The following is an 11,912-nucleotide window of genomic DNA, read 5'->3' as shown; positions in this document are numbered from 1 at the left end:
TCGAGGTTGTGGTCCTGGCGAATCAGGCCGCGCCCGGATCGAGAATGGCCTTTGCGATGGTGTTGCGCTGGATTTCGCTGGTGCCCGTGAAAATGCGGAACATCCGCAGCTTGCGCCAAGTCTGCTCTACCGGATGACCGCGCGTGACGCCCACGTTGCCGTGGATCTGCACCGCCTTGTCGGCCACCTCGAAGCAGCGTTCGGACACGAACAGCTTGCACGCTGCCGCCTTCATGCGCAGGTCCGCGCCGGCATCGGCCAGCATCGCGGTCTGCGCGATCATGCTTTCGCACGCCCACAGCGCCGCCGCCATATCGGCCAGCATGTGCTGGATGGCCTGGAAGCGCGCGATCGGTCCGCCGAACTGCCGGCGCTGGCCCGCATATTCCACCGACGCCTGGTACGCGCGCGTGGCCAGCCCCAGCATCGACGGGCAGTGCAGCAGCCGATTCACATTGATACGCGACATGCCAAGCTTGAAGCCCCTGCCCTCGCCGCCAAAAATGTTGGCGCGCGGCACGCGCACGTTTTCGAAGCGGATATCGCCGTCGATATGCTGGCCCGACATCGGCACGTATTCGGTGCTCACCGTCACGCCCGGCAAGTCCAGATCGACCAGCACCGCGGTGATGGCCGGCGGCGACGTCGTGGCGTCGGTCACGCACATCACGATGGCAAAGTCCGCGAACGGCGCGCCGCTAATGTAGTGCTTCTGGCCGTTGATCACCAGCTCGTCGCCGTCGACGACGGCACTGGTGCGGATGCTCTGCGCATCGGATCCCGAATGCGGCTCGGTCAGCGCGAAGCAGGTCGATTTTTCTCCGCGAATCACCGGCTGGAAATAGCGCGCCAGTTGATCGGACGTCGCGTATTTCAGCATGTTGCCCACGCGCGGCGGGCCGCCAAGATCGCCCAGCACATGCGGCGCCAGCACCGCGCCGCTGGCGGCCAGGTCGGCTTTCAGCGCGCACTGCTCGGCAATATTGAGCCCCTTGCCGCCCAGTTCCACCGGCAGGCAGGCCGCATACAGCCCGAGTTCGCTCGATCGCCGCCAGACCTTGCGCAGCACCTCGCGCGGCCAGGGATCTTCGGTGCCGAGGCCCAGTTCGCGCTCCAGCGGGCGCAGCTCTTCGTCGATAAAACGCTGCACCGCTGCGCGCGTGTCGATCAGCACGGGATTGGTCAGATGGTCGAACATGGGTGGATTCCTGACGGCTTCAATTGACACGGCGGGTGGCGCCCATCCAGTACTGTTCGCGCACCAGCTTGCGCGCGAGCTTTCCACTGGCGTTCTTCGGCAGTTCGGCGACGAAATCCACCGAGCGCGGCGACTTGTAATCCGCGATGCGCGCGCGGCAGTGACCGATCAGTTCCGCCGCGCTGGCCTGGCGTCCCGGCCAGAGCGCCACCACGGCCTTCACGCTTTCGCCCCAGGTATCGTCGGGCACGCTGATGACGCATGCCTCCATCACGTCGGGATGCTGGTACAGCGTGGCTTCCACTTCGGTCGGATAGACGTTGAAGCCGCCGGAGATGATCATGTCCTTCTTGCGGTCCACCAGATAGAGATAGCCGTCGGCATCGACGCGCGCCAGATCGCCGGTGTGCAGCCAGCCGTCGATCAGCACTTCGCGCGTCAGTTCTGGTTCGCCCCAGTAGCCCTGGAACACGTCCGCACCGCGAATCACAAGTTCACCGATCTCATCGCCGCTCACTTCCTCGCCGCGCTCGTTCACCACGCGCACTTCGGTTTCGCCCAGCGCGCGGCCGCACGATGCCAGCCGCTCCGGATGCGCGGCGATGGCCAGTGCGTGATCGGCCGTGGACAGGCGCGTAACGCCCGAGGTCGATTCGCTCGCGCCATAGCCTTGCGACAGCACCGGGCCGATGCGCTCCCAGGCCTCGCGGATGCGTGCGGGCGCCATCGGCGCGGCGCCGTAGGCCAGCGTCTTCAGGCTGCTCAGGTCCGCGGTGGCCAACGTGGGCTCGGCCAGCAGCATGTTAATCATGGCCGGCACCATAAAGACATGCGTCAGTTTCAGGCGCGAGACTTCGGCAAGGAAATGCGCCGGCTCGAATTTCTCGAACAGCACCAGCGTGGCGCCCAGGAACAGGTACGGCTGCATCAGCATGCCGGACGCATGGGTGATCGGCCCGATCAGCGCCAGACGGTCGCCGGGGCGTGCGGGGCGGTCCATCGTCAGGATCATCTTGCGCATCGACGCCAGCCGGTTGCCGTAGCTCTGCATGGCCGCCTTGATCTTGCCAGTGGATCCGGACGAGAAATGCAGCACCGCCAGATCATCGTCCTGCGGCACATAGTCGATCGCGGTGTTGGCGCCGCGCTCGATCAGCGCCTCGTACGCGCCGTAATGCGCCTGTGCGCCGGCAATTGCGAAGAAATGCTCGACCGCACCAAACCCGCGCGTTTCCCGCGAATAACCGGTGTAGCCCGAGCCGGCGATCATCACGCGCGGCGTGCAGTTTTCCACCACGTCCGACGCTTCGTTGGCCGTAAAACGCGGATTCAGCGCGGCCTTGACCAGCCCCGCCTTGTACAGCGCACATTCGATCTCGACGATCTCCGGGCAGTTGCGCGACTGGATCGCCACACGGTCGCCCTTGCGCAGCCCCAACGCCAGCAGCGCATTGGCCAGCCGCGTCGAGCGCTCGTCAAGCTGGCGGTAGGTCAGCGCCCGGTCGCGATAAAGCACGGCGGGATTGTCGCCCCAATAGCGCGCCGCGCGCCTGAGGAAATAGGCGAACGTCATCGATGTCTCCTTGTATTGGAATTGGTATGTGTCCACGCAGTCTGTAAGATGCAGCCCATTACCACAATGGCGCGACTGGCATCCAGTCATAACCAACAGGAATGTGCGATGGAGACTCGCGATCTGGAATACGTGCTGGCCGTCGGCGCGCACGGCGGCATCGGCCGCGCCGCCGAAGCATTGGGCATGACGCAACCGGCGCTGACCAAGGCGATACAGCGCGTGGAGGCGCAACTGGGCATGCCGCTGTTCGAGCGTAGCGCGCTAGGCATGCGTGTCACGCAAGCGGGCACGGTATTCCTGGAGCGCGCGCGCCGTATCCGGCTCGAGTATGAAGATGCGCTCAAGGAAATGCGCGGCATCCAGACCGGCGAACAGGGCCTGCTGCGGCTGGGCTATTCGCCGTCGATGCCGAATGCGCTGGTGCTAGGCGCATGCCGGCAGTTGATCCGCGAACGGCCAGTCGCCCGATTACGGTTGACGATGCGCGTAGCGCGCGAACTGATGGATCTGGTGCAGGCCGGCGACCTCGATCTGGCAATTGCGCCGCTGCCGCGCCAGGCAAATCCCGCGCTGCTATCGCGTGAACTGTTCACCGATCGGCTGGCCGTTGTGGCCGATGAGAATCATCCGCTGCAAGGACGGCGAAATTTGGCGCTGGCCGATCTGGTCGATCAGCAATGGCTGCTGCCGAGCGCGCACGTGTTGATCCGCCAGCAACTGGACGCCGCGTTTGCCGAGCTTGGGCTGCCGTCGCCAATCCTGCGCGTGGAAACCGATTTTGGCAGCACGACGCTGTTCGACCTCGTGCGCGGCACCGGCATGTTGTGCATTGCGGGATCGACCGGCAACAGCAAGCGCGCGGGCCTGCGGCCGCTGGCGCTACGCGCCGACGCGCTGGACCTGGGCCGTCGCGTCGGCGTGATGATGCGCGCAGGCGCGTACCTGTCGCCGCTGGCCGAGCGCATGATCGATATTCTCGAAGCGCACGTGGAATAAGGCGCTACTGGAACGTGCGCAGATAGGCGAGCAGGTCGTCGATCTGTTTGGTATTGCTGATGCCCCAGAAGCGCATCTTCGTGCCGGGCACCACCTTGGCCGGCGATTGCACGAACGCGCGCAAGCTGGCCTCGTCCCACACCACGGCAGAGGTCTTCATGGCATCCGAGTAACGATAGTCTTCCGTGCCGCCCGCCTTGCGCCCGAAGATGCCGTTGAGCTGCGGGCCAAACGCGGCGCGCGCCGACGGGCCGACGTGATGGCACGACGCACAGCGTGCGGAGAAAAGGTCCTTGCCGGCCTGGATATCGCCGGCGCCATGAGCGTTGGGCGCCACCAGCGCGGTGGACAGCGTGGCTGCGGCGGCAAGTGCCTTGGCAAGGCGGACTACGTGCTTCATGAATGCGATGAAAAATGGTTTGATGACTGGCGTGCGGTGCTTACGCCTTCTCTTGCGGCGGGTAGCTGGCCACTTCGATCAGATTGCCATCTGGGTCGCGGCAATACACCGACGTGATGGGCCCCAACGCGCCCGTGCGCTGCGCCGGCCCCGCTTCCACCGGCACCTTGTGCGCCAGGAAATGCGCAACCACCTCCTGCGGCGGCATGCGCGTGATAAAACACAGGTCGTCGCTGCCGGAGGTGGGATGCACGCCGGTGAACCACGCCACGGGATCTTCGCCGATCGGCCGCAGATTAATCTTTTGCTGGCCAAATTTCACCGATACGCGCGTGCCGGTGCGCGACGCGAAATCCTCGCGCTGCATGCCGAGCACTTGCTCGTACCACGCGGCGCTGGTTTCCACATCTTTCACGTTGAGCACGATATGGTCAAAACGGTCGATTGCGAGCGTCATGGGGCGTCCTTGTAGGAATCTCGGCAGATTATGTAACAGCATGTGAGACTGTGCAGTGCAAGGCGTAATGTACACCGCGGCGCTGCTTATAATTCCCGGCCGGTCAACCACCGCGCCCCCCCGTCATGCGCCGAATCTCCTGGCTCGTCATGAGCCTTGTCCTCGCGGCACTGATGCACGTGTCCATCGGTATCGCCGCCGAATCGGCTTCGGACGCCGAAGCCCAGCCAGTCCCCGCGCTCACGCACGCCGATGCAGTGGCCGAACTCAAGCGCCTGCAATCCGAGCAGGATCGCGTCAAGCAATTGGCGTCGAGCGTTTCCGCCGATATCAAGCTCAGCGATCTGAACGAAACACTGAAGCAACTCGACGACGATGTCGACAAGCTCAACGCAGCGCTCACACCGCAGCGCGCGCAGCTACAGGCTCAGGTCGATCTGCTCGGCCCACCGGCCGATGCTGGCACCGCCAAGGAAGCGCCCGCCGTGGTCAGGCAACGCGCGGCGCTCAGCGCACGCAAGGCGCAGCTCGACGACGAGCTGAAGCAGGCAGCCGAGGGCAAGGAAAACATCGCCCATTTGCAGGACCAGTTGGCCAAGCTGCAGCGCAGCCGGCTCAAGGACCAGCTTGCGCTGCGCTCCGAGAGCATCCTGAATCCCACGTTCTGGACGCCGTTGTTCAAGGTGTCCGACGAAGATCGAGAACGGCTGGGCAATCTCACCGACGAAATCGGGCCGATGATCCGGCAGGCATGGGACCCGTCGCAGCGCGGAAAGACCGTGATCCTGCTGTGCGTGGCGCTGGCGGTGTGGTCGCTCGGCCGGCGCCTGCTCGAACGCGGGCTGGCATGGTTTTGCCTGACGCAGTTGCCAGAGACGCGCATTCGCCTCAGTGCGCTGGCATTGGCGACGGCGCTGACCACGGTGGTCACCACGGCGATTGCCGTGCGCATCGTCTACGCGGCAATGACGGGCGGCGACGCGCCTTCGTCCGCGCTGCAGGATCTGATGAGCGAGATCGCCAAGCTGACGATGACCAGCGCGCTGATCGCAGGCCTGGGCCGCGCACTGCTCTGCACGCGGCATCCGTCGTGGCGACTGCCGGCGCTGGCCGATCCGGTCGCCTTGGCGATGAAGCCGTTCCCAACGCTGCTGGCCGGCCTGCTGCTGCTAGCCGGCACGGTGGAACAGCTCAACCGCATGGCCGACACCAGCGTGCAGGTGACACTGCTGGGACGCGGACTCGTGTCGCTGGTGGTGGTGCTGACGATTGGCGCGGCGCTGCTGCGCGCCAATCGCGTGCGCACGGAAGTGGCCGCCACCGGGGAACGTCCCGAGGCGCGCGCCACGCTGGCGGGCCTGATCCACGCGGCCGTGACGGCAACCGTGGTGGTGTCGTTTATCGCGCTTCTGGTTGGCTATATCAGCTTCGCGCGATTCCTGACCTATGAACTGGTCTGGTTCGATATCGTGCTTTGCAGCCTGTATCTGCTCACCCAACTGACGCGCGATCTCTGCGAGGCGCTGTTCTCCGCGCAGCATCGCAGCGGCCGCGTGATCAAGCAGTTGTTTGGCGTGGGCGACAGCCATCTGGAGCAGGTTTCGACGGTGCTGTCCGGCCTTGGCGCCAGCCTGTTGTTGCTGCTTGCCGTGCTGGCGCTGCTGACCGGTGGCTTCGGCACCACGCCGGCGGATTTGCTGAACAGCCTGCTGACGGTGCTCGGTGGCGAGAAGCTGCGCGCGCTGAACATCATGCCCGACCGCATTCTCAATGCGCTGATCGCGCTGGTGGTGGGCATCTGGCTGCTGCGCTCGGTGCGCCGCTGGCTCGACGCGGAACTGCTGCCCAAGGTCTGCATGGAACCGGGGCTGCGCGCGTCGCTGATTACGCTGTTCAGCAACGTGGGCTATGTGCTGATCGTGCTGCTCACGCTGTCGCTGCTCGGCGTGAAATGGGAAAACCTCGCGTGGATAGTCAGTGCGCTGTCGGTGGGCATCGGCTTCGGGCTGCAGGAAATCGTCAAGAACTTTGTCTCCGGGCTGATCCTGCTGACCGAACGCCCAGTTAAGGTCGGCGATATGGTGAGCATTGCCGGCGTGGAAGGCGATATCCGTCGCATCAATGTGCGCGCCACGGAAATCCTCTTGGGTGACCGATCGACGGTGATCGTGCCAAATTCCCAGCTGATTTCACAGAACCTTCGCAATGTCACGATGAGCAACAACACGCAGGGCGTGGCCACGCTGCAGCTGACTTTTCCGCTGAACACCGACCCCGAAGCGGTGCGCGATCTACTGCTCGATGTTTATCGCGAGAACGAAGCCATTCTTGATATTCCCGCGCCGTCGGTCACATTCAGCCAGCTTGCGCCGCACGGCATCACGCTGAGCGTCACCGGTTACGTCAACAGTCCGCGGATTGCCGGCGGCACGAAAAGCGACCTACTGTTCGAGATTCTGAAACGGCTGCGCTCGGCCAATATTCCGTTGTCCGAACCGCAGACATTGCGCGTGGAAAACATGGCGGCGCTTGGTACATGACGTCAGCGCGCCGGGATCGCGTCGTGATGCGTCCAGTAGTCCGCACCATCTTCCTGGGTGGACAGCGCGATCATCTGCCGGCAGCGCTGGCATGTGTAGACAAAGACCTGCCGGCCCGTGGGCGATACGGCATCGCCCGATCGCAGCAGGCGCGGATGAGGCGGAACATAGCCGGGACGACCCAGCAGGCTCTTGCATAGTTCGCAAGGAACCATGGTGCTCTCCAGACGCTGATTTCGGTCGCTGCAACAACCATGTCCTACGTACGCCAGACATTGCTGCAACGCAGCAGAGCACCCAGTATAGGCGCACGATCGTTCGATCGCCACGCCTGATGCAGCCGATAGACGATTTCGCCTATTGCTGCGCGTTGGGGGCAAACCGGTCGGTCGCGGCGATCAGTTGATCGAGGATGCCGGGCTCGCTCCATGCGTGGCCGGCACCTTCAATCAGATGAAAATCCGCATCTGGCCAGGCCTGATGCAGCGCGTAGGCATAGCGCACGGGACACGGCATGTCGTAGCGGCCATGCACGATCACGCCGGGAATGCCGGCCAACTTTCGCGCATCGCGCAGCAGTTGTCCGTCCTCAAGCCAGCCGCGGTGCGTGAAGTAGTGATTTTCGATGCGCGCAAACGCCAGCGCGAAGTGCCCTTCATCATGCTTGGCGCTGATGTCGGGATCGGGCAACAGCGTGATGGTCTCGGCTTCCCACACGCTCCAGGCGCGCGCGGCCTCGATCTGCTTGTCGCGGTCGGCGCCGGTCAGCAGCTTGCGATACGCCGTCATCATGTTGCCGCGCTCGGCCTCGGGCACCGGCGCCTGGAAGCGCGCCCATTTTTCCGGGAACATCTCGGAGACGCCGAACTGGTAATACCAGTCGAGTTCGGCCTGCGATACCGTGTACACGCCGCGCAGCACCAGTTCGCTGACGCGCTGCGGATGGCTTTGCGCGTAGGCCAGTGCAAGCGTCGATCCCCACGAGCCGCCAAACACGAGCCAACGGTCCACGCCGATGGTTGCGCGCAGCCGTTCGATATCCGCCACCAGATGCCATGTGGTATTCGCTTCCAGCGACGCATGCGGCGTCGATTTTCCGCAGCCGCGCTGGTCGAACAGCAGCACGTCGTAGCGCGCCGGATCGAACAGGCGGCGATGATCGGACGAGATGCCGCCGCCGGGTCCGCCATGCAGGAACACCGCCGGCTTGGCGCCGCGCGTGCCGACGCGCTCGTAATACAGGACGTGGCCGTCGCCGACATCGAGCATGCCGGTTTCGTAGGGTTCGATGGCGGGATATAGCGTGCGCAGTGCGGACATGGGTCGGTATCGGTCAGGACATCGGAGGAAACAAAGTGTAGCGCCAAGCCGGGGATTTGCCGCTTCGTGCTTCGCTCCGCTTTACGATTCGCGCTTTAAGTTTCGTTTAAGTCTTCGACTCTAGATTGGAGCCGTACCGCAACCGAATCCCACGAAGGTGATGCCATGACCCCTCAAGACGTGCAAGCCCTGGAAGCCTTTCTGAACCAACTGACCCAGGCGCGCGTGGATGCCAAGGACCCGCAGGCTGCGGCGATGATTGCCGAAGCGGCGGCGCGCCAGCCCGACAGCGCGTATCTGCTGGTGCAACGCGCGATGCTGCTGGACCGCGCGCTGATGGACGCGCACGCGCAGATCGCGACGCTGCAGAATCAGTTGCAGGCCGCGCAAGGCAACGGCGCGCGCGGCTTCATGGATAACGATGTCGCATGGGGCGCGCATGCGGGCCGCGCGCCGTCGCAGCCGCCCTACCCTGCCCAGGCACAGCCGCAACCGCAGGCCCAGCCCTACGCGGCGGCGCAGAGTGGCGCGCAATATCCAGGCCAATATCCGGCTCAACTCGCCCAGCCCGCACCACAGGCCGCGCGCCCGGGATTTCTGAGCGGCGGACTGGGCGGCACGCTGGGCAGCATCGCAACCACGGCCGCAGGCGTGGCGGGCGGCGCGATGCTGTTCCAGGGCATCGAGAATCTGTTTCACCGCGGCGGCGGCGGCTTCTTCGGCGGCCAACCCGCCGTTGGCGCGGCGCCGGGCGAGACCATCGTCAACAACTACTATGGCGACGACAATTTCGGCGGCGGCAGCCATCGCGACAACGCGCTGCTGGCCGACAACGGCAATCTCGACAACGGGCTGGACGATTACATCGACGACAGCCAGAACGACGACTCCTCGTTCTTCTGAAGCGGCGGAGCGATAAAGGCGCTGCGCCGCTGCAACGCGGCGCTTGTAGGAAGATGACCGATTGCGGGCGTGGGCCGATGGGCGCACGATCCCCGCAGTCGGGCCGTCGGCCCGCTCGAGCGGAGCCCGCGCCATGAAGACTTTCCACTGCAATCGCTGCGGCAATCTGGTGTTTTTCGAGAATGTCGAATGCGAACGCTGCCGCGCCACGCTGGGTTTCATCCCGACCCTATCGCAGATCGCCGCGTTCGACGGCGATGACGAATCGGGCTGGCGCAGCCTGCATCCCGACGCACGCGATGCGCGCTTCAAGCGCTGCCACAACTATCAGGTGGAATCGGTCTGCAACTGGATGGTGCCGGCCGATGACCCCGGCAGCCTGTGCGAGGCGTGCAAGCTCACGCACACGATCCCCGACCTGAGCATTCCCGAAAATCGCCTCTACTGGTACAAGCTCGAAGCGGCCAAGCGCCGCCTGCTCTACACGCTGCAGGCGCTGGGCCTGCCCGTAGTCTCGCGCGATGACGACCCGGCGTCTGGCCTGCAATTCGATTTCCTCGCCAACACCGGCCCGCACGACCCGGTGCTGACCGGGCACGACAACGGCCGCATCACGATCAACGTTGCCGAAGCCGACGATGCGCACCGCGAGCAGATGCGCAACGCCATGGGCGAGTCCTATCGCACGCTGCTCGGCCATTTCCGGCACGAGGTCGGGCACTTCTATTTCAATCGACTGATTGCGGGCACGCGCAGGCTGGAGCCGTTTCGCAAGCTGTTCGGCGACGAGCGTGCCGATTATGCTGCGTCGTTGCAGCGACACTATGACCAGGGCGCGCCGGCGGACTGGAACGATGCCTACATTTGCGCGTACGCCACCATGCATCCGTGGGAAGACTGGGCGGAAACGTTTGCCCACTACCTCCATATGGTCGATACGCTCGACACCGCCGTGTCCTGCGGTCTGGTTCTACAGCCAGACAGTCCGCAGGAACCGACGCTGACCGACCAGACGCCAGTCGAGGACGCCAGCTTTCGCAGCCTGCTGAACCGGTGGTTTCCACTGACCTATGTGCTCAACAGCCTGAACCGCAGCCTGGGCGTGCCGGACGGTTATCCGTTCACGCTGTCGCCAGTGGTGGTGTCCAAGCTCGAGTTCGTGCACCGCGTGATCGATTCCGCGGCACGCGAAACATCGAGCCATGCGCCGCACGCGACCGGATCGCCCGAAGGCGCCAGCGAGGCGCCGCTCAGGCAGTCACCGTGACATCGCGGCGCGACGGACTCATCAGCGACCACGCGAACATTGCCAGTCCGCCCAGCGCCAGCAGCATGCCCACCCAGCCGGTGGAAGTCCAACCCAGGCCCGCGGCGATCGTGATTCCACCCAGCCACGCGCCCAGCGCGTTGGCGAGGTTGAAGGCCGAGTGATTGAGCGCCGCGGCCAGCGTCTGCGCATCGCCGGCCACATCCATCAGGCGGATCTGCAGCGGCGGGCCCAATGCGACAGCGGTGCCTACCAGCATCACGTTCAGCGATGCGAGCCACGGATATGGCGCGGTGAACACGAAGGTACCAAGCACCAGCGCGGACCACACCAGCACGCCGCCCACGGTTGGCATCAGCGCCTTGTCGGCCAATTTGGCGCCGGCCAGATTGCCCGCCACCATGCCCACGCCAAACAGCGCCAGCACGATTGGAATACTGCTGACCGGCATGTGGGCCACTTCGATCATGGTGGGCTTGACGTAACTGAATACCGCGAACATGCCGCCAAAGCCGATCGCGCCGATACCGAGCGTGAACCACACCTGCTTGCGTGCCAGCGCCGACAGTTCGCGCAGAGGGCTGGCGTGACGATCGGCCGGGACGAATGGCACCCAGCGCCAGACCAGCAGCACCGTCAGCGCGCCGATCGCGCCGACGATCATGAAAGCAGCGCGCCAGCCAAGCCAGGTGCCGATGCCGGCCGCAATCGGCACACCGACCAGCGTCGCCACCGTCAGACCCAGCATGACCAGCCCCACGGCCTGCGCGCGGCGCTCGCGCGCGACCAGACTGGCCGCCACCAGCGCGGCCACGCCGAAGTACGTGCCGTGCGGAAAACCGGTGAACAGGCGCGCCGTCATCATCGACAGATAGTCCGGCGCCAGCGCACTGGCGAAGTTGCCGATGGCAAAGAACGCCATCAGCGCGATCAGCAGGTTGCGGCGCGGCCAGCGCGCGCCCAGCACGGCCAGCAGCGGCGCACCAACCACCACGCCCAGCGCATAGGCGCTGATCAGATGGCCGGCTTCGGGGATCGTGATGGCGAGGTCGCGCGCGGCGTCGGGCAGCAGGCCCATGATGACGAATTCGCCGGTGCCGATGCCGAAGCTGCCCACCCCAAGCGCGAGCAGCGCGCGACGGTCGGCGGCGCGACTGCGGTGGGGATCTGCGGGGGCGTTGGCGGCGAGTTCGGGGACGTTATCGAAATTTCCGGATGGAGCGGTCATGAGGAGAGATCGCAAGACATGTGTAAT

At 64.9% G+C, this 11,912-nt stretch carries 11 protein-coding genes; 4 read left to right on the top strand and 7 right to left on the bottom strand.

Going from position 1 to position 11,912, the window contains the following annotated elements; genetic code table 11:
- Positions 1-22: 22 nt before the first annotated feature.
- Positions 23-1,198, bottom strand: a complete 1,176-nt coding sequence (locus tag F7R19_RS08095; RefSeq protein WP_150979916.1) for an acyl-CoA dehydrogenase family protein — start codon at positions 1,196-1,198, stop codon at positions 23-25.
- Between the two features lie 19 nt (positions 1,199-1,217).
- On the bottom strand, positions 1,218-2,771 hold the full coding sequence (locus F7R19_RS08090; RefSeq protein ID WP_150979915.1) for an AMP-binding protein: 1,554 nt from the start codon (positions 2,769-2,771) through the stop codon (positions 1,218-1,220).
- 108 nt (positions 2,772-2,879) lie between these two features.
- Between F7R19_RS08090 and F7R19_RS08085 the strand changes: the two genes are divergently transcribed.
- Positions 2,880-3,770: a LysR family transcriptional regulator gene (locus F7R19_RS08085; protein WP_061958134.1), complete on the top strand. Its 891-nt coding sequence runs from the start codon at positions 2,880-2,882 to the stop codon at positions 3,768-3,770.
- A gap of 4 nt (positions 3,771-3,774) precedes the next feature.
- On the opposite strand, the gene F7R19_RS08080 is transcribed toward F7R19_RS08085, so the two are convergent.
- Together F7R19_RS08080 and F7R19_RS08075 are read right to left on the bottom strand one after the other, a co-directional pair.
- Positions 3,775-4,170 carry a c-type cytochrome gene (locus F7R19_RS08080; RefSeq protein WP_150979914.1) on the bottom strand — a complete coding sequence of 132 codons (396 nt, stop codon included), beginning with the start codon at positions 4,168-4,170 and terminating at the stop codon, positions 3,775-3,777.
- 40 nt (positions 4,171-4,210) lie between these two features.
- The gene (locus tag F7R19_RS08075) at positions 4,211-4,627 is read right to left on the bottom strand and encodes a VOC family protein (protein WP_061958132.1); all 417 of its coding nucleotides are present in this window, start codon (positions 4,625-4,627) and stop codon (positions 4,211-4,213) included.
- Positions 4,628-4,752: 125 nt separating this feature from the next.
- On the opposite strand from F7R19_RS08075, the gene F7R19_RS08070 reads away from it, so the two are divergent.
- Positions 4,753-7,167, top strand: a complete 2,415-nt coding sequence (locus tag F7R19_RS08070) for a DUF3772 domain-containing protein (protein ID WP_150979913.1) — start codon at positions 4,753-4,755, stop codon at positions 7,165-7,167.
- 2 nt (positions 7,168-7,169) lie between these two features.
- Here the strand turns inward: F7R19_RS08070 and F7R19_RS08065 are convergent, their stop codons facing one another.
- Positions 7,170-7,382, bottom strand: a complete 213-nt coding sequence (locus tag F7R19_RS08065; RefSeq protein WP_061958130.1) for a hypothetical protein — start codon at positions 7,380-7,382, stop codon at positions 7,170-7,172.
- 142 nt (positions 7,383-7,524) lie between these two features.
- Positions 7,525-8,487, bottom strand: a complete 963-nt coding sequence (pip, locus tag F7R19_RS08060) for a prolyl aminopeptidase (protein WP_150979912.1) — start codon at positions 8,485-8,487, stop codon at positions 7,525-7,527.
- A 165-nt stretch (positions 8,488-8,652) separates the two neighbouring features.
- Between pip and F7R19_RS08055 the strand changes: the two genes are divergently transcribed.
- Positions 8,653-9,390 carry a DUF2076 domain-containing protein gene (locus tag F7R19_RS08055; protein ID WP_150979911.1) on the top strand — a complete coding sequence of 246 codons (738 nt, stop codon included), beginning with the start codon at positions 8,653-8,655 and terminating at the stop codon, positions 9,388-9,390.
- 133 nt (positions 9,391-9,523) lie between these two features.
- Complete coding sequence (locus tag F7R19_RS08050; protein WP_150979910.1) at positions 9,524-10,657, top strand: zinc-binding metallopeptidase family protein; 1,134 nt, start codon at positions 9,524-9,526, stop codon at positions 10,655-10,657.
- Here F7R19_RS08050 and F7R19_RS08045 read toward each other — a convergent pair.
- Positions 10,641-11,885 carry an MFS transporter gene (locus tag F7R19_RS08045; protein WP_223506057.1) on the bottom strand — a complete coding sequence of 415 codons (1,245 nt, stop codon included), beginning with the start codon at positions 11,883-11,885 and terminating at the stop codon, positions 10,641-10,643. The genes F7R19_RS08050 and F7R19_RS08045 overlap by 17 nt on opposite strands.
- Between the last annotated feature and the right edge of the window lie 27 nt (positions 11,886-11,912).

This window comes from Cupriavidus pauculus (assembly GCF_008801835.1).
In the GTDB taxonomy this organism is placed as follows: Bacteria; Pseudomonadota; Gammaproteobacteria; order Burkholderiales; family Burkholderiaceae; genus Cupriavidus; species Cupriavidus pauculus.
The sequence above is the reverse complement of the archived record's forward strand: the minus strand, read 5'-3'. Positions and strand labels throughout refer to the sequence as shown.